Origin of the sequence: Sulfitobacter sp. HNIBRBA3233, assembly GCF_040149665.1 — a bacterium.
GTDB lineage: Bacteria > Pseudomonadota > Alphaproteobacteria > Rhodobacterales > Rhodobacteraceae > Sulfitobacter > Sulfitobacter marinivivus.
Map to the genome: position 1 here is coordinate 133,164 of NZ_JBEFLP010000003.1, position 25,365 is coordinate 158,528.

Here is a 25,365-nt window from a genome sequence, read left to right on the forward strand (position 1 = left end):
ACATGAAAACGCGTAATCTGGGTGGCGGACTGGGATCCGTATCAGCCATTGGGCTTGGCTGCATGGGCATGTCCGAATTCTACGGCCCGACCAACCGCGATCAATCCTATGAAACGCTGGACCGTGCGCTTGAATTGGGTGTCACGTTCTACGATACCGCCGATACCTACGGCATCGGCGCGAATGAAACCTTGTTGTCGGATTTCGTCCGGCAAAACCGGGACAAAGTCACGCTGGCGACCAAGTTCGCAATCATCCGATCCGACGATCCGGACGTACGACACATCGACAGCAGCCCGGCCTACATGAAACAGGCGGTCGAGGCGTCGCTGAAACGTCTGGGGATTGATCAGATCGACCTCTATTACGCGCATCGCCTTGATGGGGTGACCCCGATCGAGGACACGGTCGGAGCGATGGCCGATCTTATCAAAGAAGGTAAGATCAGGGGGATCGGGTTAAGCGAAATCTCCGCACAAACTTTGCGTCGGGCAAATGCGGTGCACCCGGTTGCGGCGGTTCAGACAGAGTATTCGCTGTGGTCGAGAGACCCAGAGGCAGAGATGCTGGCCACGTGCGCCGAATTGGGTACGGCTTTTGTACCCTACAGCCCGCTTGGGCGCGGCTTTCTGACCGGCAAGGTCACCACACTAAGCGACCTGGCTGATGATGATTTCCGGCACACCCAGCCGCGCTTTACCGATGGAAATCTGGATCAGAATCTGAACTTTCTGGAGCAATACCGTGCCATCGCCGACAGCGCCGGATGCTCGCCTGCGCAACTGGCGCTCGCATGGGTCTTGGCCCAAGGCGATCATATTGTTCCGATCCCGGGCACCAAACGGCGCACCTATCTTGAAGACAATATTGGGGCCGCCGATGTCACACTAACCGAGGACATTCTCACCCGCCTCGACACCTTGTTCCCACGCGGCGCTGCCGCTGGCGACCGTTACACGGAACAAGGGATGCAGATGACCAATCTGTAGATCGGAAACCCTGCATTGCAAGCTCGATTGGCGGCGCAGCGCCTTTAACCTAAGCCCTGCGCCGCCGCCACAAATTCGCCCCCAAAACGACCGGATCAGGCGTTGGCCACATCCGACACGCCCAAAGCAACCGGCCCACCCCTTTGTCCCAAATTCACTCTCCTGCCAGCCAGGAGACGAGGAGTTACTATGTCAACCATCCCTGAAACCGATCTCTTTTCCCCCGTCGTTGTCGGACCTTATACGCTGTCAAACCGCGTCGTAATGGCCCCCCTAACCCGCGCGCGGTCCCCCGAAAACATCGCCACCCCAATGATGCAGGAATATTACGCCCAACGCGCATCGGCAGGCCTGATCATCAGTGAAGGCGTGAACATTTCGCCGCAGGCCACAGGGTACGCCTTTACTCCCGGGATCTGGACCGACGAGCAAATTGAAAGCTGGCGCCCCGTCACGGCCGGTGTGCATGACAAGGGTGGCCGCATCTTTGCTCAGCTGTGGCATGTAGGCAGGGTGTCCCACCCGGATGTGCAGGCCGGTGGGATATTGCCTGTCGCTCCCTCCGCTGTTCGCCCTGAAGTGGATGCGTTCACTCCGGATGGAAAGAAACCAGCACTCACACCGCGGGCGCTGGCTCTGGAGGAGTTACCGGGGATTGTCGCAGATTACGCACAAGCGACGCGCAACGCTCTTGCCGCAGGGTTTGATGGCGTCGAGATTCACGCCGCGAACGGATACTTACTCGATCAGTTCATGCGTGACGGGGCCAACCAGCGTACTGATGGCTATGGCGGATCGGTCGAGAACCGCATTCGGCTGACACTTGAGGTCACGAAAGCTGTCGCGGCCATCTGCGATGATGGCCGCACAGGTCTTCGGATATCCCCAATCAGCACTGCCAATGGCCTTACGGACAGCAATCCTGCACCCGTGTTCACCGCACTTGTCGATCAATTGAATGATATTGATCTGGCTTATCTCCACGTTGTGGAAGGTGTGACGGGCGGAGCACGAGCCGTCGAGGGTGGATTTGATCTGAATATCTTGCGGCAGCGTTTCAACGGGATCTACATCGCCAACAATGGCTATGACAGAGACCTTGCAATTGCGGCGCGCCGCAGTGACGCCGCCGATCTAATCGCCTTTGGTCGTCCCTATATTGCCAACCCGGACCTGGTGGCCCGGCTACAGCAGAACGCACCCCTCAACGCACTTGACGGCGCGACCGCATATGGCGGCGGGGCCGAGGGATACATCGATTACCCTGTTCTCCCACATGAGTGATCGCAGGAACTATAGCGCGACAATCTGGGTGAGACGCTGGCGACAAACAGGATGAGATTCTATGTCGCGGCATCGGAGACGATATCACCGTGATTGTCGCTGGCAAGAATTTCTTCTGCAGCTGTTTATCGCTCCGCGTCAATCAGCGGTGTATTTTTGATTGTCGCGTAAGCGGCAGGCCTTCCTCTCTTCCGTTTCGCCTCCATCGCCGTCCGCCGTCTGTAGCTTTCCACGTTCATCTCGAAGATGGTCGCACGGCGGATGTCCTGTTTTACTTAGTCCGGGAAGCGGTCGACCGAGGTCCTGCGACAATCCGCAGATCCGCTCGATCACCCGACGATGTTGAGGTAAGACGCGGCTCAACTCCCGGACCGCTCGGTCGTTTTCTCGCAGTATGATGGCGGCAGCCAACAAGGGACGGGTCGTGCCGATACCGACCGCAGCAAGCGCCAGGAGCCTTTCGCGCTTGTTCCCGGAGGTGAGCGACCAAAGACGCCCGATCTTCAGCACCGACATGACTTGCAGGGCCAGACTGATCCGGCGCAACCGCGCGAGATCGGCCGTGGCCGCAGCCGTCTTCAAAACTTCGGCGCCGCGTAGAGCGCGGGCATGAAGTCTGCCTGATACATCTTTGGCTGGATGTCTGACGTCAGCGCCAATGGGACAGTTTAGGCTGAATTGATAAGAGAGGGTTTCTGGCACATCGTAACCACCAAGGAGTGGAGATGAGACAGAAACCCGGAACCAAGCAGAGCCACGGCGAGAAGGTCGTCAAGGACATCCGCCGTGCGACCCGCAAACAGTATTCCGCCGAGGAGAAGATCAGGATCGTTCTGGACGGCCTGAAGGGCGAGGACAGCATTGCAGAGCTGTGCCGCCGTGAGGGCATAGCCCAGAGCCTGTATTACAGCTGGTCGAAGGAATTCCTTGAGGCTGGCAAAAAGCGCCTGGCGGGCGACACGGCGCGTGCAGCGACGTCGACTGAGGTCAAGGATCTGCGCCGTGAGGCCCGCGATCTGAAAGAGGTCGTGGCCGAGCAGGCCCTGGAACTGCGGCTGCTCAAAAAAAAGCATGATCGGGGATGGGGGCGACGACGAATGAGGTATCCCGCATCCGAAAAGCTGGAGATCATCTGTCTCGTCGAAGGGTCGCATCTGCCGACCAAGCGCACGCTGGACAAGCTCGGCATCCCCAGAACGACCTTCTATCGCTGGTATGACCGATATCTGTCAGGTGGGCCCGAGGCGCTTGAGGATCGCAGCCCCAAGCCGTCACGAGTCTGGAACCGCATTCCGGAACCGGTGCGCGAGAAGATCAAGGACTTGGCCCTGAAGGAAAGCGATCTGTCGCCGCGCGAATTGGCCGTGCAGTTCACCGACACGGAAAAGTATTTTGTGTCAGAGGCTTCTGTCTATCGCATTCTCAAGTCCTACGACCTGATCACCAGTCCGGCCTATGTGGTGGTGTCTGCGGCCGACGAGTTCCGGGACAAGACAACGCGGCCGAACCAGCTTTGGCAGACCGACTTCACCTACCTGAAGGTCATCGGCTGGGGCTGGTTCTATCTTTCGACCATCCTCGATGACTTCAGCCGCTACATCATCGCCTGGAAGCTCTGCACGACGATGAAGACAGGCGACGTGACCGACACGCTGGACCTGGCGTTGCAGGCTTCGGGTTGTGATCAGGCAACGGTCTTGCACAAGCCGCGCTTGCTCTCCGACAACGGCGCCAGTTACATCTCGGGTGAGCTGACCGATTGGCTGGAAGATCAGCAGATCGATCACGTCCGCGGCGCCCCGTATCACCCCCAGACCCAGGTGAAGATCGAACGGTGGCACCAGATGCGCCAGACCTTCTCTTAGATCAGGCCGCCAACTGGCCCAAAAACTCTGACGACGGACAGTTCCAAGAACAAAGCGGCCTGCCCATCACCGGCGCAGCCGATCGCACAACCCTCGAAGCACTGGGCGTCCAGCCCGGCGAATAGGAACCTTGGCCTACTCGGCCCCGGCTGCAAATCATCCGTGATGTGATGCGGTGGCCTACAGGCGACTTCACAGAGCTTGGGTCTTCCCTACGGAATCATCCGTTTGTGTCTCGTCACCTCTGCAAATAGATTGGTCCGCCCTATGCGCTTTATGCTCGCCCTCCTTCTGTTCTCGTTTGTTGCCGCCCCGCATGCCCATGCCGATCGCTTGACCGGCGTTGCCAGCGTGATCGACGGCGACACATTGGAAATTCGGGGGCAGCGCATCAGGTTGCATGGGATAGATGCCCCGGAAAGTCGGCAGCTTTGCGCGACGCCTGAGGGTCAGCGCTGGCGGTGTGGACAACAAGCGGCACTGTCTCTCGCCAACAGGATCGGCCGCCAGCAGCTGAGCTGCACCGTGCGCGATATCGACCGCTATGGCCGCTTCATTGCGGTCTGTCATCAAGACGGTACCGATCTGAACGCCTGGCTTGTGCGTGAAGGGTGGGCCGTGGCTTATCGCCGATACAGCCGCGACTACATCCGCGATGAGACCGAAGCCAGATCCGCACGGCGCAATATCTGGTCCGGACGCTTTGACATGCCGTGGGACTGGCGCCGCGCGCAACGTGGCGGATGATAAAGTGCGACGCTGTCAGCTCGCGATCTTGCTGACCGCCGCAACCGCAATACGCACCATCAATGTTGCAATAGTATATTTTCGTATGTATGCTGGGTGAAGATCGTCAAGGGTTCTTGCCATGCGTTTCGAATTCAAAAACCTCCCTCTGGTGGCCTTTTTAGCTCTCGCCTTGACCGGCCCAACAGTTCCGACGCAAGCACGCGCCCAAACCTATCAGATCGATTGTGCCATCCTGCTTTGTTTGTCCGGTGGATGGCCAGCTTCCGTGCCCTGCGCCCGCGCACGGGCCGAGTTCATCCGGCGCATAACTCCATGGCCGGTGGAGCCGCCGCTTCAGATTTGGCGCTGCCCGATGGGTGCATCTTACGATGGACCTGCTAGATCGCGGCCCACGGACCGGATCTTCGATGCCCTATATGGTGGTTCAGGAACCCCTCCAAACTCCCCAGCCCCGCTCTTCGAGCAGGCAGCCAGGGCAGGCGGGATGCTTGGGCCTAAAGGCTCCAACGCGGCTTGGGACAACCTCGTAAGGGCTGATTACGCTCTCCAGCTCGTGGAAGACCGAGCCGACATCGATATCAGCGGGCCGGAATTCAATTTCGTGCGCTCCATTCGCGTCTTTGACGTTCGTTATGCCCGCCAGCACGAATCTGGGCGAGATGGCGACTGCAACCGCAGCGCCGTCGTTTTCCTCGGCACCTATGGGATCCAGGGCGATTTTTCGTGGAGGTCGTCGTCACCCGCAGCGCTTCCTGCGGCGCATGCCGGTCTTGAGAGATGGGGCGAGCACTGCCCAAGCATTTTTCACAGATCCGTCTTTGTGGAGTGGCATGACTACAGCGGGAATTACGGTTTCGAGCAGGTCAATTACTGACTGCTGAGCTGCTACGACCTCGCGCAGAGCCTTGTACGAAATTAAACCTGGAATGCAGGAAAAACCACACAATTCAGGGCCATAAAGGCCATAATCTTCCAAGTCAGTCGTAGCGACAATTCAGCTGCATGAGAGACGCGAAGTCGATTTCAGCTTTATCGGCATCGCTAAGATCCGGGTAAATCCTTGAGACGCGCTGTGGGCCATGCATGTCCCACCGGATTGCCAGAGCACCTGTGTTCCAGCGATATACCCAGCCGACAATGGTTTCTTCATCGGCCGCAATCAAATTGGCGATCGCGACGCCTTCGACCTCATTTTCGTTCACTGTTTACTGACTTCCTGCAATTTGGCGTTGCGGATAGCAGCTCAGATACAAATAGTTTGCTGCAACCGTATGCCGGGCCTCGTTAAAATCGGTTACTGTTCGTCCTCGCGGTAGGGAATTCACACCGGGAGAAGTCACCTCCCGTGTTCTCGATTGATGAAATCGCTTAAATCCTGTGGTCGGGCTCCGTGGCGGCTTCGACGATCGCCAAGACATCGAACGGGTCAAAGCCGATGGCGCGCGCCAGAACGACCAGTTCGACGACGTCGATCCGGCGTTCGCCGCTCTCAATGCGCGCCACGAGAGATTGATGGCACTTGAGCCTGTCCGCCAAGTCGTCCTGGCCCAAGCCTGCGCTTTTGCGCGCGTCGACCAACGCCTGGCAGAGTGCCACCTGCCCTTTGCTTCTGATTGTTTTTGCCACGCGTCACAAACCTTTTGTGACGTCGCTAGCGGATGAAATCTGTTATCTAAAAAGTAGATATTTGAAGGTGTTATCGGCGTCTGGTTTCCACGGGCTGCTAGTCTGATGTTCCCGAGGCTGCCCATCAATCCCCTACCAATTGCAGAAATCGGCCATAGTCCTCGCTGACTTCCCGCGCTTCTTCGAACGCGCGGGCACGTTCACTGTCGAGGCAACGGAAATAGCTCTGGATATCCTGGATGTAATTTTCGAAGTCGCTGCGAATGATAGCCGCATAGTCCCGCGCGGCCTGCGAATCGCTTGGCAGGAAGGGACGAGGTGGAGCGAAGCAAGATTCCGCCAAAACCGGCCCGGGAACGCAGATCAGAAGGGCCAGAGCTTGCAAAGGGAGCAGGCATATCAACCTCGGGTTTCTCAAACCTGTTATCTCCTTGATCGCGGACACTAGCCGTGACTAGTGTCCGCGTGACCAAACTACAGCTAATCCGCAATATTACACCTTGCGGTTGAAAGTATACTATCGTAACTCTGGGCTTCAAGTGGAAATGCCTAGAGTCGCGCCATTGAAGAAAGCGTGAGCCGGGCCATGAACTGGGACATCGAAGCACCAAATGTGGTTACGGAAGCTAGGTTCCGCGAGCTCGTGGAAAGCGGCTATAGCGCAGAAATCCTGTGCCAGGAGTCGGCACACAAGAAGGGCCCCAGCTATTACGGGGTCTGGATCATGCGCGTTGTCTCTGATGACGGGGTGGAAAAGCTACTCGTCACCGCCCGCACGCGGACGACCTACAACGATATCAAGATCCGCGAATTCAAGACGATCTCCGGCGTGGTGTCTTTCTTCATTGGCCTTGGCTTTGCGCATGTCGACCTGCCGCTCGAGGCGGGTACAAGCCGTACGCATAAACTCGCCCCGCCAGACAAAGCCCCATCAGACAAGGGCGCTGGCAACTAACCTTGTCTGTCTCTGGCTGGTCGCCGTGCCAGCCTCAGCGCAAATGGTCCTGGTCATGGAGAGCGACGGCTCTCTGACCCCATCCCGGTCTCAGAGCGGTTTTGCCCGGAACTATAATGACGGCATCGGTCAGGGATCGGCGTCCGATGGTTTGGCCATTCTTGGTGAGACTGAAGCAGCGCCCAAACCTGACGCGCTGAGGTTTGCAGCGTTCGCCCAGCCAGCACCCTTGCCCCGCGCAGACGTTCTCTCGGGCATCGAGGCAACGGCCCTGCGCTATGCCAGCCATCCCGGCCTACGGCGCGCAGAGCTATCCGTCACGGATTGGATGAGCCTTTACCGCGCCAATATCGAGGTGGAGAGCGCCTATCGGCAGGACGCGATCTCGAGCGCCGGTGCCATTGGCCTTGGTCAATTGATGCCAGCGACGGCGCGTGATCTGGGCGTCGACCCGCGTGATCCGCTGCAGAACCTTGACGGCTCCGCCCGCTACCTCGCGATGATGCTGGAGACGTTCGGCGATCCGCATCTAGCGCTGGCGGCCTACAACGCGGGGCCGGACGCCGTGCGCCAACACGGTGGCATTCCCCCTTACCGAGAAACCCAGAACCACGTGGCCCGCGTCATGGCCGTCGTGGCCCGATTGGAAGGATCAAATTCATGAAACAGATTTCACACCTCTTTGTCGCCTCGCTGGCGCTATTCCTGCTGATTGCCGAACCCGCCCTCGCCCAGAGCATTGATCTCTCCCCGATCCAGAGCCTGTTGCAGGGCATCGTCGATGCGCTGACCGGCCCACTTGGCGTTGTCATCGCGACGCTTGCCGTTCTCGGGGTCTTTCTCAGCTGGTTCTTCAACATCATCGATCTGCGCCAGGCGCTTTGGGTGCTTGTCGGCATCGCCGGTGTTGCGGCAGCCCCCACGATTGTTGCTGCGGTCTTTGCCGGTGGCTGAACGCTCGCCCCTCTTTCTTGGGCTCGTGCGCCCGCCGAAGCTTCTGGGCCTGCCCATCATGTACGCGATGGTCTGGCTCTTTGGCTCGGTGCTCCTGTTCGTCTGGGTCCAGCATATCGCGGTGCTGGCTGTCGCGGCCCTGCTCTATCCGGTGCTTTGGAAGGCCGCCGATTGGGACCCGCGCTTCATCGACGTGATGATGACGGCGCTGCAGGAGACACCGCCCACGCGCAACCGGTCCATCCACGGCGGGGACAGCTATGCCCCGTGATGACGCCCGTGATGCAGCGCTCGATCCCCGCACGATGACGCCAGAGTGGTATGCGCGCGAGACCCGCCTTGCGCATATGCTGCCCTATGTGAGCCTCGTCGACGACCAGACCGTGCGCACCCGGGTCAACGAGCTCTTCCGCTGCATCCGGCTCGAGGGGATCAACAGCTACACGACCGACGATGCCTATCTCGACAAGGTGACGGCACTTTTTGCCCGCATCGTCGCGCAGCTCGGGCCGGAATTCAGCTATTACGTCCACAAGGTCTCCAAGGCCATCAGACCGGATCTGGACCCAATTCGTGGGGACAGCTTTGCAGGCGAGGTCGACCGGCGCTGGCGCGCGAAACTCGAGACCAGCGGGCTCCGCGACAAAACACTGACGCTCACCGTCATTCACCGCCCGCCCCCGAAAAGCCTCCTGCCGTTCCTCAGCCGCAGCGCACCGGACCGCCTGAGAGAGGAAACCCGCAAACGCCTGCAGCGACTGGGCGAGGCCGTGAACGTCTTTCTGTCTGGCCTCGCCGAGCTGAAGCCGCGCTTGCTGTCGGCCGCATCGGGGGAATTGGTGGGGTTTCTGGGCGCGCTGAACACAGGCACCGAGCTGCCGCTCTACCCGGCAAACACCTACGGCTTTTTGTCCTTCAACGTCGCCAATACCCGCGTGACGTTTCACGGAGACCATTTCGAGCTCTCCGAAGGCGTCGTGGGGCATCGCTCCGGCAAGAGTTTCACCATCGGGGAATACTCGGAAGGCACCTCCTGCACCATGTTCGACATGCTGAACCTGCCGGTCGACATGATCGTCACCCATTCCTTCACGCCGATCAATTCGAACCTCATGGCGGGCCGTATCAAGCGGCAAAAGCGCCAGATGCAGGCCAGCCAGGACGCGGCCCTCTCGCTCCTGGAAGCCCTCGACATCGCCGCCGATGATCTCGAGGCCAAGCGCCAGAGCTTCGGCGAGCATCATATGGTCGTGACGCTCTTTTGCGACACGCTCGAAGAGCTGCAGACGCTCAGCGCCGAAATCGTGAACGCCGCCGCGACCGAGGGCGTGAAAATGATTGGCGAGCGGGTCGCGGCCAAGGCGCATTACCTCAGCCAGCACCCCGGCAACCAGCCCAAGCGAGTCCGCGCCAGTGCCGTCACCAATCGCAACTTTGCAGATTTCGCGGCCTTCCACCGAACGCAGCTCGGCAAACCCGCAGCACTTACCCCCTGGGGCCGGGTCATCACCTATCTGCCCACGCCGGAGCAGAGCGCCTACCGGTTTTCCTATCACGAGCAGGGATCGCCCGACAAAGAACCGACCAGCGGCCATACCCTGATCATGGGACGACCCGGGTCGGGCAAATCGGTGCTGTCCGCCTTCCTGATGACCCAAGCCCGTCGAGCAGGGGCGCGGATCTTCGTCTTCGATTACCGTCTTGGTATGGAGATGGCGGTCCGCGCCAATGGCGGGCGCTACGCGTCCCTGAACGCCGGCCAGCCCACGGGTCTCAATCCGCTCTGGACCGAGACCGATGCGCGCGGCACCGCCTGGCTCTCGGACTGGCTCACAACGCTGCTCTACCGCGCCGACAAACCCCTGACCCCGGCGCAGACCAACCGCATCCAGGAGGTCGTGCGCCAGAACGCGCAGGCCACCAACCCCGCCTTGCGGAACTGGCGGGATTTCGCATCGCTGTTCGTCTCCACCGATGATGGCGGCGATCTGCACCAGCGCCTGCTCGAATGGACCGAGGACGGCCGCTATGGCTGGATCTTCGGGCAGAGCCTCGAGGACACCTTCTCGCTCAAGGGCGATGTGGTGGGCTTCGATCTGACCGGCATTCTCGACAGCGAGGCCGACAAGGAACGGATGGCCGTCCTCTCCTATCTCTTCCGGCGGGTCGAGCGGGAGATCGAGGACCGCCGCCCCACCATCATCGTGATCGACGAAGCCTGGAAGGCGCTCGACAACGCGTATTTCGCCGAGCGGCTGTCGAACTGGCTGGTGACAGCGCGCAAGCAGAACACCGTCGCGGTGATGATGACGCAATACGCAAGCCAGCTTGAGCGCACCCGGACCGGCAAGACCATCGTCGAGGCCGTGCCGACGCAGATCCTACTGCCCAATATCCGCGCCAGTGCCTCGGACTACGCCATGCTGAACCTCACGGAGAAGGAACTCGACGTCCTTCTCAACACTGGCAGCAACAGCCGCTTGGCGCTGATCCGTGACGATCAGGGCTCGATCGTGGTCGATGCCGATCTGAGCGCCCTTGGTCCCACACTCACCATCCTTGGCGGCATGGAGAAAGGCGAGGCGCTCGTCGGCGCCGATTACCGCGACCGCCCAGATTTTTGGAGGCTTTCATGATCCGTATTCTTGTCGCTTTGGCTGCGCTCGGCGCGCTGGCCTCCTGCACCCAGTATCGGGAGCCGCAGGCCAATTGCTTTTCCTTTCTCGCCTCGACGGCAGCGACAGCCCAGGATTGCCACTTCGCACCGCTCGGCGCGCCGGAGGGCGACGTTGAAGTCTAGCCTGCCTCATATCCTCGCGTTTTGCCTGCTGCCCGGTCTCGCCTTGTCTCAAGGCGTGCCGACCAATGACAGTGGGCTGACCGCGCGTGACATCGTCGAGACAGGCGATCGCGAGGCAGACTTGGCTGTTCAGGCCGACAAGCTTGCAGTGCGCGAACTCATCGCCGAGATCGAACGGGAGCAGCTGGAAACCCTCCGACGCATCCTCGATGCCCAGACCAGCTTCGGCGGTCAGGGACTGCCCGCCATGGTCTCGGGGCTAGAAAACGGCAGCGGCGATCCCGACCGCGCCGTGGAAGCCGTTTATGGCACGGGCGAGATCGATCCCAATCGTGGCGGTGCGCAGATGTTCGGGGATGCGTCTGAGACCATCGAGCAACTCATCATCCGCGTGGCTCAGGAGACCAGCGGCTTTGCGGGTGTTGGCCGCGCAGGGCTCTCGCCCGTCCAGTGGCGCGCGTTGCTGCAAGCGCTGATCTGGCAGGAAAGCCGGTTTACGATTGGGGCACGGTCTCCCGTCGGCGCCTATGGTCTCACCCAGATCATGCCTGGGACGGCCAGCGATCTGGGCATCAACCCGGAATACTATGACAGCCCCTACCTTCAGGTGCATGGCGGCGCGCGCTATCTCGCGACCCAGCTCAACACATTCGATGGCAACATCATCAACGCCCTCGCGGCCTATAACGCCGGACCCGGCCGGGTTTTCGAGTATGGCGGCGTGCCACCCTTCCGCGAGACCCAGCACTACGTGTCGGTCATCCCTGAACGCTACAATCTCTATCTAAGCCGTATCGGCGGGATCGATGCGCTTGGCACGATCGATCCGGCGCTTCTCGCCAATGCCAACCTCTCGCTCACGGGTCATGGGGCGGCCTTTTATGGCAGCAACTCACCAGCCGCGATCCGCCAAGCCGCCCTGCGCATTTCCGACATCGTCGAACGGATTTCCGAGACTGAAGACGTGCAGGAAAGCATCGCACTCAACACCTATGCCCGTGCCGAACTCGTGCGCCTCGTCGCTGCACGCATCCGGCTTCAGGCGGCACGCACCCGCGTGCTCTCCGCCGAAGAGCTGGCCCAGGCCAGCGCCCGCATGGCCGAAGGCGCGTTCATGGATTTTACGATCAGGGAGATTGAATGATGAGACGGAAGTTTCTGAGAGCGGCCTTGGCCACAACGCTTGGAATTGGCCTGCATCTGGGAGCCCTCTCCCCTGCCGCAGCGCAGGGCGTGCCCGTCGTCGATACCCAGAACATCGCGCAAAACATCCAGCAGCTCCGGCAGATGATCGAGGACGAGATTCTGCAAAACGAGCAGCTGACGCAGCTCCGCGAACAGCTCGGCCTTCTCACGGACCAACTCGCGGAGCTGCAAAGAACCTACGAGGCCCTCACCCGCCTCGCCGAGCTTCCAGAAATCATCCGGACGGAAATGGAAGACGAGTTGAACGGTCTGCTCGACCAAGAGTTCGGGGACATCTTCGCCACGATTGAGGCGATCAAGACTGGGGATTTCTCGGGCCTCTCGGGCTCCGGCGCAGGCGAGATCGAAACCCAGATGGATCGGGTGCTGGCCGATCTCGGATTTGACGATGACACCCTCTCGGAAATGGCCACGAGCGGCAATCCCGGGGCCAACCGCGTGGCAACACAAGCCACGACCGGCGCGCTCGTCTCGGCCGCTGCCCAGAACAGCTATGAGGACGCCGGGCAATCGCTCGAGCGGGTCGACCGCCTTGTCGGACTCATCGACGACATGGACGAACTAAAGGAAAGCATCGATCTCAACACGCGCGTGACCGCGGAGCTCGCCATTGCGCTGGTCGCTATATGGCAGCTCGAAGCCATCCAGACCGTGGGCGATGGCACGGGAGGCGTGATCGATGCCGCCACCATCGCCGAAGAACAGCGCTTCATGGATTTCACGCTGCCCGAGCTGCGGGCCGAGTGAGTGCGGGGTGTGACGCGTGGCGAGTGAACAAGAGATCATCGAGGAAGAGCTGGTCTATGGTGCCCTGCGCCGTGAACGGCTTTGGCAGCGTCTTGGCCTGATAGGCCTTGTCTTCGGCATCATCGGCTGTCTGAGCGCGGCAGCTGTCTCGATCCTGGATGTCGACCCGCCCCCCGTCGTTGTCCCCTATGATCCCGCCACCGGCTTTGCACTCCCCGAAGCCTCGGTGGGCGCCTCCTCGGTGACCGCCAACCAGGCGATCATCGAGGCGGAGGTGTTCCGCTATGTGACCGACCGGGAGGTCTATAACCAGCTCGACAACGATCTGCGCATCCGCAGCGTCCTGCGCCGCTCGGACGGAGCTGCCGAGAGCGGGCTGCGCCAGATCTGGAACAGCGCCAACGAGAATTACCCGCCGACGGTCTATGGCCCCAATGCCCGGCTCGACGTGGAAATCCTCAGCATCAACCGGATCGGAACCAACCGCGCGACGGTCCGCCTGCGCAAGCGTCTGACCTCCATCAACGGCACCCAAACCGGGCTCTTCACCGCGACCCTTCTCTTCGAGTTCCGCCCCGAGACCCGCCGCTCCATCGACGAGGTCTGGACCAATCCATTCGGCTTCACGGTCCTCGAATATTCCATCCGCTCCGACAGATTGGAGAATTGAATTTGTTCCCTGTTCGACTTTTCATATTGCTGGTTGCCCTGTTGCCCGGCCTTGCCTCCGCCGAAGCCATCCCGCGCGGTGGTCCTAATGACAACCGCGTGCGCTTGGCCACTTACCAGGAAGGCCAGGTCTACCGCCTCAACGTCTCGCTCACCCATGTGACCACCATCGAGTTCGGTGATGGCGAAAGCATCCGCTCGATCATCGCGGGCGACACGGAAGGGTTTGAGATCGACGGCGTCCCGGGTGGTCAAGCCTTCGCGATCAAGCCCGTCGCGCGCGGCGTCCATACCAACGTGACCGTCTACACGAACAGGCGCAGCTACTATTTCAACGTCGAGGAGGTCCGCAGCCCGACCTTCTACGTGGTGCAGTTCCGCTTTCCGGACGACAATGCACGGCCCACACGTACCATCGCGGCCCAAGCGCCGAACTATAATTACGGTGCCAGCGCGCGGACCGAGTTCACCCCCACCCGTGTCTGGGATGACGGGACGTTTACGTATTTCGCGTTTCCGCGGAACGCACCTGTGCCAGCGATCTTCCGCTACGCGGGCGGCCGCGAGCGCACGGTCAACACGCAAACCCCTGAAGACGGCGTGATCCGCGTCAGCGGCGTAAACCGCCAATGGGTCCTGCGACTTGGCGAAGAGGTGGTCTGCATCGAGGCGATCCCGCCCGCGGAGGCCGCCTCATGAGCGATACTGAGAACACCGAGCTGGAAAAACGCCTCGCCGCCCTTGAGAAAGGCAGTGCCCGCGCGCCCATAGCGGCGCAGCGCCGGTCGCCCTTTCTCGCGCTGATCGTGGTCCTCGTCATCGGCGCGGGTGGTGCCCTGCTCTATCTCCTCTCACAGCCCGACGAAGAGGAAGCCTTGCCGACGGCCACCCCGGACGTCTTCCAAAACGAGGGGGACGGCTTTGGCGCTATCGAGACCTTGCCCCCGCCCGAGCCCGAGGTTGTGTTTGTCGAACCAGACCCCGACGAGCCCAATGCCGAGCTGCTGGCGCAGATCAGCGCCTTACAGGCCCAGATCGAGGAATTGCGCAACGCCCCCGAAGCGATCGTCGAGGACAACACCGCCGCGGCCGAGGCGATCGACGCGCTGACCGCCCAGATCGCGGCGCTGCAAGCCGCCTCGGAAGCCGCACAGGAGCGGTTCCAGGCCGAACTAACGGCCCGGGATCGTACCCTCGAGCAATTGCGCATGGATCTGGAACTGGCCCAACTCGAGGCCAGCCGACCCCTACCCGCGCCACCGGGCCCCACGGAAGATGAGCTGCGCGCACGCGAGCAAGAGCGACTGCGCCGCGAGGAAGAAGCCCGGCGCATGGCCGAGCTGGAGCGCCGCGCCGCGGAGGAACGCGCCTTCCAGGAGCGGCGCATCGCCTCTCCCACCATCGCTTTTGGTGGTGCCTCCGGAGCGAATGAAACGGCTCTGACCGAACGCACTTTTGGCGAGGTGACGGATTTCGTGCTGAACGGTGCGTTGCCCTCCACCGTGACGCAGGCCGAGGTGATCGCCAATCCCTCCAACACGATTCTACAGGGCACCATGATCCAGGCCGTCATGGAAACCGCCCTTGACAGCTCCCTGCCCGGCCAGACCCGTGCCGTGGTGTCCGAGGATGTCTACAGCGTCGATGGCGCGCGCCTCTTGATCCCCCGCGGATCCCGCCTCATCGGGCGCTACCGCGCCGGCGTCGATATCGCGCAGCGCCGCGTCACGATTGCCTGGGACCGGATCATCCTGCCCGACAACCAGACCGTCCAGATCAGTTCATTCGGGGGTGATGAACTGGGCCGTTCTGGCGTCACGGGTTTCGTGGACACACGCTTCGCCGAGCGTTTCGGGTCGGCCGCCTTGATCTCGCTGATTTCCGCGGCACCAAGTGCCGCCGCCTCCGAGGTCCAGGATGAGACTGCCGCCGACGTTCTCGAAGACGTTGGCGATGATCTGGCAGATGCCACGGACAGCGTCATAGGCGATTACCTCTCCATCGGCCCCGTCATCTATGTCGACCAGGGCGCGCGCGTCACTGTCATGGTCGACCGCGATCTGGAGATATTCTGAGCCCATGTCGCTGAGCTATCTTGAAACCTCGCTCGACCGGATCGACGCCGCCGCCCGCGACGATGTCATCGAGATTTGCATCAATCCAGACGGGACCTGCTGGGGCGAATTCCAGGGTGATCACTTCATGCGCGCGCTGGACCAGAGGCTGACGGGCGTTCAGGTCAGGGACCTCGGCAACCAGATCGCCTCCTCGGCCAATACCACGATGAGCAAGGACCGCCCCATCGTCTCGGTCTCGATCACCTATAAGGGGCGCCCGATCCGCGCACAGGTCATCACCCCGCCCGCCGTGCTCTCGGCCATGTCGATCAGCCTGCGGTTCTTCTCAAGCCTGCCACTCGAGGGCATTGCGCTCGATTTCCTCTACGGAAAGGAGCGAAAGCTCGAAGACCTGCGCGTGGAAAAGAAGCGCGCCTTGCGCGCCGTCGTGGCCGCGGGCGTGATCGATGATGCGCTGGCATTTTGCGTCGAGAACAAGCTCAACATGATCGTCTCGGGCGGCACCTCCACCGGCAAGACCGTGGCCGCGCGCAAGATCCTCGCCCATGTGCCGGCCGAGGAACGCATCGTTACCATCGAGGAAGCGGCCGAGCTTCTGCCGACCCAGCCCAATGCCGTGACCCTCATCGCCAATCGCGACGCAGAATTCCAGACCGCCGATGTGCTTCTCACCGCCACGCTGCGCATGCGCCCCGACCGGATCATCCTGGGCGAGGTGCGTGGCAAGGAGGCCATGACCTTTCTGGAAGCCATCAACACCGGCCATGGCGGCTCCATGACCACGTTGCATGCCGAAACCCCGCAACTGGCCGTGCAGCGGCTTGCGATCGCAGCACTCAAAACCGAAATCCCGATGACCTATGCCGACATGATCCAGTACATCGAGAACTCCATCGACGTGATCATCCAGGCCGGCCGCCATGACGGCAAACGCGGCATCACAGAATTCTACCTCCCCGGCGCAACTGAGATTGGAACTTCTCCATGAAGACGTTTGAATACAATATCCTGTCCTTTCCCATGACCCGCAAGACCAGCCTCTCCGACATGCAGGCCAGCCTGAACGAGAAGGGCGCAGACGGGTGGGAGGTGGTGTCGATCAGCACTTCGGAATTCGCCAATATCGGGCACACCGTTTTCCTGAAGCGTGAGACCACACCAGCCGGAGCCACGGCATGAGGCAGGCGCAGCACCTCGCCTTGGCCGCGCTGGCCCTAAGCCTGACGCCTACCTTCGCCGTTGCCGAGCGCAACCTGGTGCCGACCCTCGAGCGCAGTTTCAACGTCTGTCCAGACCGGCCCGCTGAACCCGTGTGGATGCAGGAGATCCCCCTGCGCCAAGCCTATCAGCGCGTGTTGGTTCAAGACATCTACCGCGCCCAGAACCTCGAGCGGATTGTCGAGACCGTCAGCTGCGCCTGCGAGACCCGGTTCCCGTCCTGGGACGCTGCCGAGGCTGTGTTTCGGGAAAAATACGCGAGCAACGAACGGTGGGAAATGCTCGAAGCCTCGGATGGCTACAACCGCCGCGCCAACGCCGCACGAAGTGCCGCCAAGGCCATCTGCGACGCCGCAGGCAATTGGTAAGGCAGCCCCGCGATGAGTGTCGTCACCTACTTCGTTGAAACCTCCCAGGCCTATCTCGACACCGCTGCCGAAACCCAGTTTGGTGCGGTTGCGGAAACAGTCGGCACGCTCCTGGTTTTGGGGACAACGCTGGTGGTGATCCTCGTCGGCATCAACATGATCTATCAATATCGGGCCATGGATGGGCACACAGCCTTCTGGCTCGCGGTCAAGATCGGGCTCATCGGGATATTCGCGACCAATTGGATGCAGTTCAACGCGTTCTCATCTGCCATTCTCTATGGGATCGACAGTATCGCGGGCGCGCTGGTGGCCTCGGTCGGCGGCGGCAGTCCGGGGCCCTCTGGAACTTTCGCTGAAGAATTCGACCGCCTGATCGCGGAACTGGGCGACTATCTGAACGCTGCCGGGTCCGAGCTGAACTGGATGGCCGGCGCCATGCTCGACATCGTCGGTGTTCTTCTGCTCTCGATCCTCGGCGGACTGGCCGCCTTCATCCTCGTGGCCTCCCGACTGATGATCGCGCTTCTGATCGGGATCGCCCCGGTGATGATTTTCCTGACCCTCTTCGAAGTGACCAAGGACTATTTCGCGCGCTGGCTGTCGGCGCTGATTTCCTTTGCGCTCTACCCCATTGTCGTCGCAGGCGTGTTTGCAACGATCACAGGCGTTTCCTCCGCGCTCATCGGTGAACTAGGCGATCCCGAAGGGGCCTCAAACATCGGCTCACTGATCCCCTTCTTCATGATGGTCCTCATGGCCAAGGGCTTCATTATCGCAACACCCTTCATTGTCCGCGCGATCTCCGGCAACATCATGATGCCCGCCCTCTCCGGTGGCCTCGGCGGCGGCTACAGCTTTGCCCGCGCCGCCATGGGAAGCCAGCAGGCCTACAATCGCTACCTCATCGGCGGGGCCAGTGGCGCAGAATACGCAGCTCTCAGGGCGCGGCAGTTCTTTGGCGTACAGCAAATGCCAGTGCGGCAAGGCATGGGACAGACGGGTTCCGGAGGCGGCACAGGATCCGCAGACTCGGGATCAAAAATGCTGGCGCAGCTGGCGAGACTGGGACGGCTTGGGCGACGGTGACGGCCCAGACCTGCCATTGGGGGGACTAATGACGCCGCAGTGCAGCTTTCGCATTCCTGCCATTCGTGCATCTTGCAGCATTTTCGATGGTCCGATGGCGGCTTTGCGGACAAAGCTGCGGTTCGCGTCACCAATTCGATTGTCCGCTTCGGCAATGACAATGCCAATGATTTCCTCGCCAATATGCAACCGGCTCAAAAAGAAAAGATCAAGGCGATGACAAGATCCCAGGCACGGCCCTCTACACCTCATTAAGATCCGATGGGATGACGAAAATCCAGGCTGGATCAAAGAAGGGCGGCGCAATGTGGTGCCTTGTTTTCGTGAACTTGAAAAATCTGACATCTCTGACAGGGCATTTTCTCGTGCCCGAACCCTTCGGGACCAATCGCGCGGGTTGTCAGCATGATGTCGCCCTAGTAGCGCTGTCGGACAACTTGGAATTGGTCCGACAGCGCCATTCAGCAGGCGTAGCGTGTCCGGTTCGTGACCTTCGTCTAGGTGCTTTAGTAGCTACCTAAGTGTAACAACCAGTCCGAAAATCCGCGACCAGCTCTCAGCTTGGCGGGACGACTGCTTTATATGTGCTGCCACTCTTCTGGAACCCAAGCGTAGGCCCCGTCTTTTTCTTCGACATGACCGATACCAGGGAACGGCAAATGGGTGCCCGCAACGGCGATCTTGTCGGCAACCACCATATCCAAGACACGGCGGCGCGTCTCGGCGGCCTGAACGCCATCTGCGTCAAAGGCGATACCTGCATCAGGGTGGCTGAATTGCAGCGACGCCACAGCGGTGCTGTCTCCCCATATGATCAACTGATCAGAGCCATCCGACAAACGGACCCCACTGTGTCCCGGCGTATGCCCCGGCATTGCCATAGTGATAAGGCCGCCACCAAGATCGGTATTGTCGCCAAACATTTCAGTCCGCTGAGTGTAGGCCTCGCTGACAGCACGTGCCAGGGCAAAGAAACCTTGCGAAGACTCCGGCGCACCCGATGCGATCGTCTCATCCGTCCAGAAGGCATGATCGACTTCGCTGACATGCAACGATGCATTCGGGAAGACCGGGCCATTATCTCCGATCAGTCCCCCGATGTGATCCGGGTGCATGTGAGTCAACACAATGCGCGTCACGTCTTCAGGCGCAACGCCAAGCAACTCCAGCGATGTGCGCAACCTGCCTGCTGTTGGTCCAAAGGCACCGCCCGCACCAGCATCAACCAAGCTAACCTGGTCTCCTTGGCGAATGACGTGAGTACTGATTGCGAGCGGAATCGGATTCGCGGGGTCAAGATAGGCCGCCTGCATTCCTTCCGCGATTTCCTCGTCCCCGAGGTTCGTCACAAGATTCTGATCGAGCTTGAAATACCCGTCCAGCAATGTCGTCACGCGCAGATTGCCGACCATACGATCATAGAAGGTTGGGAGTGGTGCTGTTGCGTGAGCTGCGGCCAGCAGGGGCAGTGGGCGTCCGGCGGCAAGAAGGGCGGCCCCACCCGCGGCGCCCAGTATCAATCCACGGCGCGAAAGATCGAAAGAAGTCATGAGTTATTCCTTGTTTCATATGCAGAACTTCAATTCTGCGTATCGTATGCTTTCAATCAAATAGGTCTAAATTTCAGATGACCACCCACCGAGAGCATAGACAGACCAACGGCCCTCGGACGAACAGCGGACATCTTACGGATTTGCGGCAAACCACAACTCGGGCTCGAAGCCGACCCCGGATGCAGCGCAGCATCATGTAATATGATGTATTGTCAACGTCGGGTTGTCGATGAAGGAGGGTGTGCTGGATCGGAGGATCTATCATGTAAACACCAAACTTACCCGCCATTCGTGCACTGCATCCAGCCTGGAACAAAGGCCGGATCGTTGGCCAGAAGAGGCCACTCAAGCCCAAACACGTCTGGGCAATCAGGGTGCGGCTGGACCTTGTTGAAAACCATCGTGATCTCGTCCTCTTCAATCTTGCCATCGACAGCAAGCTGCGGGGCTGCGGTCTGGTGAAGATGAAGGTGGTCGATGTAATGGCGTCAGGCCAAATTAAGGAACGCGCTTCGGTTCTGCAGAGCAAGACCCAGTGAATAGCCCCGCGTTTCTTAGACGCCTTCGTGTCTCAGTTTCTGCTGCCGCTCGAAGTCGACCGGCGACAGCATTCCGTTCCGGGCGTGTTTGCGCTTCGAGTTGTAGAACATCTCGATGTAGTCGAACACATCCTGTCTGGCCTCTTCGCGTGTTCGGTAGGTCCGTCGCCTGATCCGCTCTCGCTTCAGCAGGTTGAAGAAGCTCTCCGCAACCGCGTTGTCATGGCAGTTTCCGCGGCGGCTCATAGAATGCTCCAGATAGTGTGCCTGACGGAACGCGGCCCAGTCCATGCTGGTGAATTGGCTGCCCTGTTCCGAATGGATCAGAACCTTCCCCTTGGGCTTTCTCCGCCATGTCGCCATCAGCAGCGCTTGCAGGACAACGTCTGTCGTTTGGCGGCTCTGCATCGCCCAGCCTACGACACGGCGCGAGAACAGATCGATGACCACGGCAAGATAGGCGAAGCCTTCCTGCGTGCGGATGTAGGTGATGTCGGTCACCCAAGCCTTATCCTGTGTCGCCACGTCGAACTGCCGGTCGAGCGTGTTGTCGACGACCACCGAAGGCTTCCCGCCATATTTTCCCGGTCGGCGTTTGTAGCCGATCTGCGCCTTGATGCCGGCGAGCTTCGTTAGGCGGGCAACACGGTTCAAGCAGACGCTTTCGCCCTGCTCGAGAAGGTCGTCATGCAGCTTGCGGTGGCCGTAGACCTTGCCGCTTTCCATCCACGCCTCCTTCAGCATCTCGGTCTGCCGCTTGTCTTCTTGAGTTCGCTTACTCAGCGGTGCCTTCAGCCACGCGTAGAACCCGCTCGGCTGTATGCGCAGGCAACGGCACATGGCCCTGACAGAGAACTGTCCGCGATGCTCGGCCACGAACGCGTATCTCACTTTGCATCCCTGGCGAAATACGCGGTCGCCTTTTTTAGGATATCCCGCTCCTCCGTCACTCTCAGGAGTTCACGCTTGAGCCGACGGATCTCCGTGTCCTTCTCCGCCTCTCCCAATGACGCCTTTGCGAACTTCTTCTTCCAGGAGTAGAGCGAGTATTGGCTAACGCCCAGACGCTCAGCCACCTCCCTGACCGGGTAGCCCCTCTCCGTGATTTGCGCGACCGCGTCTCTCTTGAAATCGTCGCTGAACTTGGTGCTGCTCATCATGGCCTCCTTGCCTCAAAGTTAGCAAAGAAGGCGTCCACGATACACGGGGCTATTCACCGCTTCGAAATCTCAGAAGGCACGCGGGCATCGCTCGAAAAGTAGATGCGGGAGCCGCTCATGGTCGGCTCCGAGTACCTTTGGCCCGGGCGTTTTCACGAACGGCTTCACATATCGCCTCGCCAGTACGCGGGTGTTGTTCGTGAGTGGGTGAAATCCATTGGTCTGGAGGCCAGCGCCTATGGCACGCACTCGATGAGACGAACGAAGGTGACCCAAATCTACAAGAAGACGGGCAACCTTCGGGCAGTCCAGCTGTTGTTGGGCCATACCAAGATGGACAGCACCGTCAGATACCTTGGCGTCGAGCTTGATGATGCGCTGGCTATCGCCGAATCCATAGAAATCTAAAGGCTTTGGGCCGTCTTCAAGGACGGCCCAAAGCGGTCTTTAGTCCGCGTCGCAGCGAAGTTCTGCAGGTCGCCTTAGATGAGTGCCAATCCGCATCGAAATTACCTTCAGATAGATACACCCGGCAGAATCGTAGCTGCTCAGTTCGCAGACTTGAATTTTGTCTCGTTTGCTTACCTCTCACCAAACGAAATTATCGGAAACCTAACCCAGAATGTCGTCTGAACATCAAGCTCTGAAGCGTAACCAATTTCACCCCCCATCATCTCAACAAGTTGTTTGCAAATAGCCAGTCCAAGACCAGTGCCATCTCGGTCACGCGTCAAATGCTCTGCCTGCTGAGAAAAAGGTTCGAAAAGGCGCTTGCCAAACTTAGGGGAAATGCCGCGGCCACTATTTGTCACGGAAAAAACGAAAGCTCCATCATCGATGCTAGCTTTGATTTCGACCTTTGTTCCACGAGTAGCAAATTTTGAGGCGTTCGAAAGCAGGTTGGTTATTACCTGTTGTACACGCTGTGCATCTGCATGAATCAAGACGGGGAAATTTGGCGCATCGACTATTAACGAAACATCGAACTGTTCCGCAAAGGTCTCACTATCGAAAACAGTCTGGCGGACGATCTCCACGGCATCAACATCTGTGAGCTCGACCGAAAAGTGCCCTGAAGTCAGCTTCTGGAAGTCGAGCAAATCATTCACAACATGTGTCAGCCGTTGGCTATTCCGGTTGGCCACGTTCAACAATTTTGCAATCTGCTCGGAGCCATTTTTATTGATCAATTCTGAAAGAAGGCGCAAAGCTCCATGGACCGATGCTAACGGCGTTCGCAACTCGTGACTGACGGTGGCAACAAAGTCGTTTTTCAAGGCCTCGAGCCGCTTGGCCTCCGTAATGTCCACCATCTGGACAATTAACCGACTTTCCGAGCGGGTCTTTCGGCGGTAGATTGATACGCGGATGGATATGTCTATGTTTTCGCCGTTCGGCCGAGTGTATTTTTCCTCGATCTTTGAAATGCTGACACTTGAAGCCAGAAGACGTTCGAACTCGCCCCTGAGATTGCCAAGTGTCTCTTCCCCGGAAAGCTGCCAAGCATTTTTTTGTTCAAGTTGCCCTGGGGTATACCCGAAAATCTCGTCACAGGCGTCATTATGAAGCATGAAAGATCCGTCAATTGACAACACCGCCATCGCAACCGGTGCGTTTTCCACCAACATTTCCAGGCCTGCTCTCCGCGATTCCGCAATTTCCAGAGCGGTTTCGAGAGGAGTGATGTCGATCATCGTGCCGAGAACGCGGACGGGATTGCCCTGTTCATCTTGTTCAGTCACCCTGAGTATGGAGCGCATCCAGCGCCAATCGTCATCACCGACCCGCATCCGGAACTTCGCTTCCGAGCGTTCGACTCGTCCGGCAATGCATTCTGCATCGAGCGCTTCGACCTTTTCTCGATCGTCCGGGTGAATACGCTCCCGCCACTCGCGATCAGAATCTTTGTCGTCTGTATCGATGATTCCGAGAAGCTGATACCAAACATCGGACGCGCGACCCGAACCTGTTCGTAAGTCGGATTCGAAAACACCAATTTGGCTTCCCTCAAGCGCTAAATTCCAGCGTTCTGACTGATCCCTCAGCGCATACCAAGCCTTAATTTGGCTCGTGACGTCATGAACGGTTACTATCGTGAATTGCTGACCTCCCGCGTCTTCGAAACCGCTCAAGCTTACTTCTCCATAACGCAGTTCTTCGCTTGAAGGCAGTAAGATGATATTCTGAAATTCACCGATTTCGACACCGGAATAACTGAGTTTTCCGTCTGAAAAGGAGAAGTTAGGTAAGTGATCTGAGATACAGCCTCCAATCGATTTTACTGATCCTTGCGACAGCAGTTTTTCAGCACCTCGATTACAGAAAGCGACCCAACCATTCGAATCGATGACCCAAACGCCAAAAGGGCAATTTTCTACCATTGCTTGGAACATCGTCCCAGCTTCGAATTGCTCTGCCCAAAGTGTGTGATCGTTCATCAAGGAAAGTTGCACCTCACATCTCTTAGTAAGCAACCAAACCTAAGACGTGCGCGCGTTAACCTACTACAGCCGCAGCGTCTCAATTCAATTGATACTAAGTGATACATGCGACGGCGGAGTCGCACTATACTTTTGACTCATTAGCTTAAAGGCCACTTATCGGTGAGGATATTGAGCACCACTCGAGCGCTCTCGCTCACACCATGTAACGGGGATAGGGACGAACGGCGCCAACCTACTGGGTGTTGAAGTGCAAATCCACAATGAATAAAATCCAGGCCGCACTGGCTGGCAACGACCGTGAGGATCATGTTCTTACCCTTACACAGTCTCTGGAACTTTACGACTTTTTAAAAAGCGCGGATCAAGGCATGCGATCAAAGACAGGAGCCGGCGGTTGGAGCGCTGACTGTCCGGGCCTCACTTGTTAAAAGCGGACTCTTTATCAAAATGGAAGAAGAGACGGGTTTCAGGTCAATCTAATTTTCTCCTGAAAATAGGAAAAATCCTATTCCAAAAGTCTGACCAGTTCATTGGGGCACTCCAAGTTCAGCATCATGAAGCGCGCCACAATTCCGTACATATCCTGACAAGAAACCGACTGTTTCCAATCTATTTAAAGACAAATTGTGTCACCGGTGATAAGATCCAAACAGCATGGCAGGCATTAAGGTAACATCACGGCTTGCTTGTCACCTGAGTATTAAAATCTTGCGCACAAATCCTTCTGCGCGCGCTTAAGTTTTAACAAGGAGATATCTCATGGAGAATGAGACCAAGGTTTTCAACTATGTCGTCGAAGGATTGTCCTACACGGTAACGGTTTACGAGCAAGACGGTGCATTCTTCGCCGACATTCTCGTGAACGAAGGGCAAATGGACGTCAACGCCGTCTACTATGCCGATGACGACATGACCGGCACCAGTGAATCGCTTTCGGGCCCGCTTAACATGAACGGGGGCGGCACCACCTTTGAGGGCGAAAAAATCCAGTGGGACACGGCAGACCAGATCAGCGAACCGGGTCTGGGGCCCGAAGGCGAAGACAAGGAAAGCTTCCTGACCGAGGGCGAC

Annotated in this window: 27 protein-coding genes and 4 pseudogenes; 24 read left to right on the forward strand and 7 right to left on the reverse strand. The window is 59.1% G+C overall.

The window, feature by feature from the left end; all coding sequences use genetic code 11:
* Positions 1 to 2 precede the first annotated feature (2 nt).
* The gene (locus tag ABMC89_RS16580; RefSeq protein ID WP_349569896.1) at positions 3 to 989 is read left to right on the forward strand and encodes an aldo/keto reductase; all 987 of its coding nucleotides are present in this window, start codon (positions 3 to 5) and stop codon (positions 987 to 989) included.
* Positions 990 to 1,178: 189 nt separating this feature from the next.
* Entirely contained in the window at positions 1,179 to 2,273 is a 1,095-nt protein-coding gene (locus tag ABMC89_RS16585; protein ID WP_349569898.1) for an alkene reductase, read from the forward strand.
* Between the two features lie 138 nt (positions 2,274 to 2,411).
* Here ABMC89_RS16585 and ABMC89_RS16590 read toward each other — a convergent pair whose 3' ends face one another.
* On the reverse strand, positions 2,412 to 2,855 hold the full coding sequence (locus tag ABMC89_RS16590) for a hypothetical protein (protein ID WP_349569900.1): 444 nt from the start codon (positions 2,853 to 2,855) through the stop codon (positions 2,412 to 2,414).
* 143 nt (positions 2,856 to 2,998) lie between these two features.
* On the opposite strand from ABMC89_RS16590, the pseudogene ABMC89_RS16595 reads away from it, so the two are divergent.
* The 3 genes and pseudogenes from ABMC89_RS16595 to ABMC89_RS16605 form a co-directional block, all read left to right on the forward strand.
* Positions 2,999 to 4,117, forward strand: a pseudogene (locus ABMC89_RS16595) (IS3 family transposase); the annotation flags it as partial.
* A gap of 288 nt (positions 4,118 to 4,405) precedes the next feature.
* A complete protein-coding gene (locus ABMC89_RS16600) occupies positions 4,406 to 4,885 on the forward strand; it encodes a thermonuclease family protein (protein WP_349569902.1) in 480 nt (159 codons plus the stop codon).
* 121 nt (positions 4,886 to 5,006) lie between these two features.
* Positions 5,007 to 5,762, forward strand: coding sequence for a hypothetical protein (locus ABMC89_RS16605; protein WP_349569904.1), 756 nt, complete (start codon positions 5,007 to 5,009; stop codon positions 5,760 to 5,762).
* Positions 5,763 to 5,865: 103 nt separating this feature from the next.
* Here ABMC89_RS16605 and ABMC89_RS16610 read toward each other — a convergent pair whose 3' ends face one another.
* From ABMC89_RS16610 to ABMC89_RS16620, 3 genes are all read right to left on the reverse strand, one after another.
* Complete coding sequence (locus tag ABMC89_RS16610) at positions 5,866 to 6,090, reverse strand: hypothetical protein (protein WP_349569906.1); 225 nt, start codon at positions 6,088 to 6,090, stop codon at positions 5,866 to 5,868.
* A gap of 166 nt (positions 6,091 to 6,256) precedes the next feature.
* Positions 6,257 to 6,514, reverse strand: coding sequence for a helix-turn-helix domain-containing protein (locus tag ABMC89_RS16615; RefSeq protein ID WP_076535506.1), 258 nt, complete (start codon positions 6,512 to 6,514; stop codon positions 6,257 to 6,259).
* A 124-nt stretch (positions 6,515 to 6,638) separates the two neighbouring features.
* Positions 6,639 to 6,890: a hypothetical protein gene (locus tag ABMC89_RS16620; RefSeq protein WP_133358606.1), complete on the reverse strand. Its 252-nt coding sequence runs from the start codon at positions 6,888 to 6,890 to the stop codon at positions 6,639 to 6,641.
* Positions 6,891 to 7,100: 210 nt separating this feature from the next.
* On the opposite strand from ABMC89_RS16620, the gene ABMC89_RS16625 reads away from it, so the two are divergent.
* Genes ABMC89_RS16625 through ABMC89_RS16700 form a run of 16 tightly spaced genes read left to right on the forward strand, consistent with a single transcriptional unit; the run spans position 7,101 to position 18,853 of the window.
* Entirely contained in the window at positions 7,101 to 7,469 is a 369-nt protein-coding gene (locus tag ABMC89_RS16625; protein WP_009503805.1) for a hypothetical protein, read from the forward strand.
* A gap of 43 nt (positions 7,470 to 7,512) precedes the next feature.
* On the forward strand, positions 7,513 to 8,133 hold the full coding sequence (locus tag ABMC89_RS16630; RefSeq protein WP_349569908.1) for a lytic transglycosylase domain-containing protein: 621 nt from the start codon (positions 7,513 to 7,515) through the stop codon (positions 8,131 to 8,133).
* Positions 8,130 to 8,423 (forward strand): TrbC/VirB2 family protein, encoded by a 294-nt coding sequence (locus tag ABMC89_RS16635; RefSeq protein ID WP_009808058.1) that lies wholly within the window; start codon positions 8,130 to 8,132, stop codon positions 8,421 to 8,423. Before ABMC89_RS16630 ends, ABMC89_RS16635 begins: the two co-directional genes overlap by 4 nt.
* Complete coding sequence (locus tag ABMC89_RS16640) at positions 8,416 to 8,694, forward strand: VirB3 family type IV secretion system protein (protein WP_009808059.1); 279 nt, start codon at positions 8,416 to 8,418, stop codon at positions 8,692 to 8,694. Before ABMC89_RS16635 ends, ABMC89_RS16640 begins: the two co-directional genes overlap by 8 nt.
* Positions 8,684 to 11,059, forward strand: coding sequence for a VirB4 family type IV secretion/conjugal transfer ATPase (locus ABMC89_RS16645; protein ID WP_348484021.1), 2,376 nt, complete (start codon positions 8,684 to 8,686; stop codon positions 11,057 to 11,059). The genes ABMC89_RS16640 and ABMC89_RS16645 overlap by 11 nt, the downstream gene beginning before the upstream one ends.
* A complete protein-coding gene (locus tag ABMC89_RS16650) occupies positions 11,056 to 11,223 on the forward strand; it encodes a hypothetical protein (RefSeq protein WP_348484020.1) in 168 nt (55 codons plus the stop codon). The genes ABMC89_RS16645 and ABMC89_RS16650 overlap by 4 nt, the downstream gene beginning before the upstream one ends.
* Positions 11,213 to 12,367 (forward strand): lytic transglycosylase domain-containing protein, encoded by a 1,155-nt coding sequence (locus ABMC89_RS16655; RefSeq protein ID WP_348484019.1) that lies wholly within the window; start codon positions 11,213 to 11,215, stop codon positions 12,365 to 12,367. The genes ABMC89_RS16650 and ABMC89_RS16655 overlap by 11 nt, the downstream gene beginning before the upstream one ends.
* Positions 12,367 to 13,176: a type IV secretion system protein gene (locus tag ABMC89_RS16660; RefSeq protein ID WP_114293403.1), complete on the forward strand. Its 810-nt coding sequence runs from the start codon at positions 12,367 to 12,369 to the stop codon at positions 13,174 to 13,176. The genes ABMC89_RS16655 and ABMC89_RS16660 overlap by 1 nt, the downstream gene beginning before the upstream one ends.
* A gap of 16 nt (positions 13,177 to 13,192) precedes the next feature.
* On the forward strand, positions 13,193 to 13,846 hold the full coding sequence (locus tag ABMC89_RS16665) for a VirB8 family type IV secretion system protein (RefSeq protein WP_076981280.1): 654 nt from the start codon (positions 13,193 to 13,195) through the stop codon (positions 13,844 to 13,846).
* Positions 13,847 to 13,848: 2 nt separating this feature from the next.
* Positions 13,849 to 14,544, forward strand: coding sequence for a TrbG/VirB9 family P-type conjugative transfer protein (locus tag ABMC89_RS16670; protein ID WP_349569912.1), 696 nt, complete (start codon positions 13,849 to 13,851; stop codon positions 14,542 to 14,544).
* On the forward strand, positions 14,541 to 15,920 hold the full coding sequence (locus tag ABMC89_RS16675) for a TraB/TrbI/VirB10 family type IV secretion system protein (protein WP_349569914.1): 1,380 nt from the start codon (positions 14,541 to 14,543) through the stop codon (positions 15,918 to 15,920). Before ABMC89_RS16670 ends, ABMC89_RS16675 begins: the two co-directional genes overlap by 4 nt.
* 4 nt (positions 15,921 to 15,924) lie before the next feature.
* Positions 15,925 to 16,911: an ATPase, T2SS/T4P/T4SS family gene (locus ABMC89_RS16680; RefSeq protein WP_090524994.1), complete on the forward strand. Its 987-nt coding sequence runs from the start codon at positions 15,925 to 15,927 to the stop codon at positions 16,909 to 16,911.
* Positions 16,908 to 17,102 (forward strand): DUF4177 domain-containing protein, encoded by a 195-nt coding sequence (locus ABMC89_RS16685; RefSeq protein ID WP_012187154.1) that lies wholly within the window; start codon positions 16,908 to 16,910, stop codon positions 17,100 to 17,102. Before ABMC89_RS16680 ends, ABMC89_RS16685 begins: the two co-directional genes overlap by 4 nt.
* A complete protein-coding gene (locus ABMC89_RS16690) occupies positions 17,099 to 17,509 on the forward strand; it encodes a hypothetical protein (protein WP_349569916.1) in 411 nt (136 codons plus the stop codon). The genes ABMC89_RS16685 and ABMC89_RS16690 overlap by 4 nt, the downstream gene beginning before the upstream one ends.
* 12 nt (positions 17,510 to 17,521) lie before the next feature.
* Complete coding sequence (locus ABMC89_RS16695; RefSeq protein ID WP_349569918.1) at positions 17,522 to 18,598, forward strand: TrbL/VirB6 family protein; 1,077 nt, start codon at positions 17,522 to 17,524, stop codon at positions 18,596 to 18,598.
* A 39-nt stretch (positions 18,599 to 18,637) separates the two neighbouring features.
* Positions 18,638 to 18,853 carry a hypothetical protein gene (locus ABMC89_RS16700; RefSeq protein WP_349569920.1) on the forward strand — a complete coding sequence of 72 codons (216 nt, stop codon included), beginning with the start codon at positions 18,638 to 18,640 and terminating at the stop codon, positions 18,851 to 18,853.
* A 323-nt stretch (positions 18,854 to 19,176) separates the two neighbouring features.
* On the opposite strand, the gene ABMC89_RS16705 is transcribed toward ABMC89_RS16700, so the two are convergent.
* Complete coding sequence (locus tag ABMC89_RS16705) at positions 19,177 to 20,148, reverse strand: MBL fold metallo-hydrolase (protein ID WP_349569922.1); 972 nt, start codon at positions 20,146 to 20,148, stop codon at positions 19,177 to 19,179.
* A gap of 290 nt (positions 20,149 to 20,438) precedes the next feature.
* Between ABMC89_RS16705 and ABMC89_RS16710 the strand changes: the two are divergent.
* Positions 20,439 to 20,687 (forward strand): annotated as a pseudogene (locus ABMC89_RS16710) (integrase); the annotation flags it as partial.
* A gap of 18 nt (positions 20,688 to 20,705) precedes the next feature.
* Here ABMC89_RS16710 and ABMC89_RS16715 read toward each other — a convergent pair.
* A protein-coding gene (locus tag ABMC89_RS16715) for an IS3 family transposase (RefSeq protein ID WP_439655672.1) occupies positions 20,706 to 21,847 on the reverse strand; the annotation gives its coding sequence in 2 pieces (ribosomal slippage) (positions 20,706 to 21,607 and positions 21,607 to 21,847; 1,143 coding nt in all).
* A gap of 60 nt (positions 21,848 to 21,907) precedes the next feature.
* Between ABMC89_RS16715 and ABMC89_RS16720 the strand changes: the two are divergent.
* A pseudogene (locus ABMC89_RS16720) lies at positions 21,908 to 22,258 on the forward strand (tyrosine-type recombinase/integrase); the annotation flags it as partial.
* Between the two features lie 173 nt (positions 22,259 to 22,431).
* Here the strand turns inward: ABMC89_RS16720 and ABMC89_RS16725 are convergent.
* Complete coding sequence (locus ABMC89_RS16725) at positions 22,432 to 24,288, reverse strand: PAS domain-containing sensor histidine kinase (protein WP_349569926.1); 1,857 nt, start codon at positions 24,286 to 24,288, stop codon at positions 22,432 to 22,434.
* Positions 24,289 to 25,053: 765 nt separating this feature from the next.
* On the opposite strand from ABMC89_RS16725, the pseudogene ABMC89_RS16730 reads away from it, so the two are divergent.
* Positions 25,054 to 25,365 (forward strand): annotated as a pseudogene (locus ABMC89_RS16730) (hypothetical protein); the annotation flags it as partial.

Excerpts from the sequence above, each read along its gene's own strand:
- ABMC89_RS16605 (WP_349569904.1), top strand. The coding sequence starts at position 5,007 with ATGCGTTTCGAATTCAAAAACCTCCCTCTGGTGGCCTTTTTAGCTCTC.
- ABMC89_RS16635 (WP_009808058.1), top strand. The coding sequence starts at position 8,130 with ATGAAACAGATTTCACACCTCTTTGTCGCCTCGCTGGCGCTATTCCTG.
- ABMC89_RS16600 (WP_349569902.1), top strand. The coding sequence starts at position 4,406 with ATGCGCTTTATGCTCGCCCTCCTTCTGTTCTCGTTTGTTGCCGCCCCG.
- ABMC89_RS16650 (WP_348484020.1), top strand. The coding sequence starts at position 11,056 with ATGATCCGTATTCTTGTCGCTTTGGCTGCGCTCGGCGCGCTGGCCTCC.
- ABMC89_RS16695 (WP_349569918.1), top strand. The coding sequence starts at position 17,522 with ATGAGTGTCGTCACCTACTTCGTTGAAACCTCCCAGGCCTATCTCGAC.
- ABMC89_RS16680 (WP_090524994.1), top strand. The coding sequence starts at position 15,925 with ATGTCGCTGAGCTATCTTGAAACCTCGCTCGACCGGATCGACGCCGCC.
- ABMC89_RS16580 (WP_349569896.1), top strand. The coding sequence starts at position 3 with ATGAAAACGCGTAATCTGGGTGGCGGACTGGGATCCGTATCAGCCATT.
- ABMC89_RS16660 (WP_114293403.1), top strand. The coding sequence starts at position 12,367 with ATGAGACGGAAGTTTCTGAGAGCGGCCTTGGCCACAACGCTTGGAATT.
- ABMC89_RS16630 (WP_349569908.1), top strand. The coding sequence starts at position 7,513 with ATGGTCCTGGTCATGGAGAGCGACGGCTCTCTGACCCCATCCCGGTCT.
- ABMC89_RS16585 (WP_349569898.1), top strand. The coding sequence starts at position 1,179 with ATGTCAACCATCCCTGAAACCGATCTCTTTTCCCCCGTCGTTGTCGGA.
- ABMC89_RS16705 (WP_349569922.1), bottom strand. The coding sequence starts at position 20,148 with ATGACTTCTTTCGATCTTTCGCGCCGTGGATTGATACTGGGCGCCGCG.
- ABMC89_RS16685 (WP_012187154.1), top strand. The coding sequence starts at position 16,908 with ATGAAGACGTTTGAATACAATATCCTGTCCTTTCCCATGACCCGCAAG.
- ABMC89_RS16645 (WP_348484021.1), top strand. The coding sequence starts at position 8,684 with ATGCCCCGTGATGACGCCCGTGATGCAGCGCTCGATCCCCGCACGATG.
- ABMC89_RS16725 (WP_349569926.1), bottom strand. The coding sequence starts at position 24,288 with ATGAACGATCACACACTTTGGGCAGAGCAATTCGAAGCTGGGACGATG.
- ABMC89_RS16625 (WP_009503805.1), top strand. The coding sequence starts at position 7,101 with ATGAACTGGGACATCGAAGCACCAAATGTGGTTACGGAAGCTAGGTTC.
- ABMC89_RS16675 (WP_349569914.1), top strand. The coding sequence starts at position 14,541 with ATGAGCGATACTGAGAACACCGAGCTGGAAAAACGCCTCGCCGCCCTT.
- ABMC89_RS16690 (WP_349569916.1), top strand. The coding sequence starts at position 17,099 with ATGAGGCAGGCGCAGCACCTCGCCTTGGCCGCGCTGGCCCTAAGCCTG.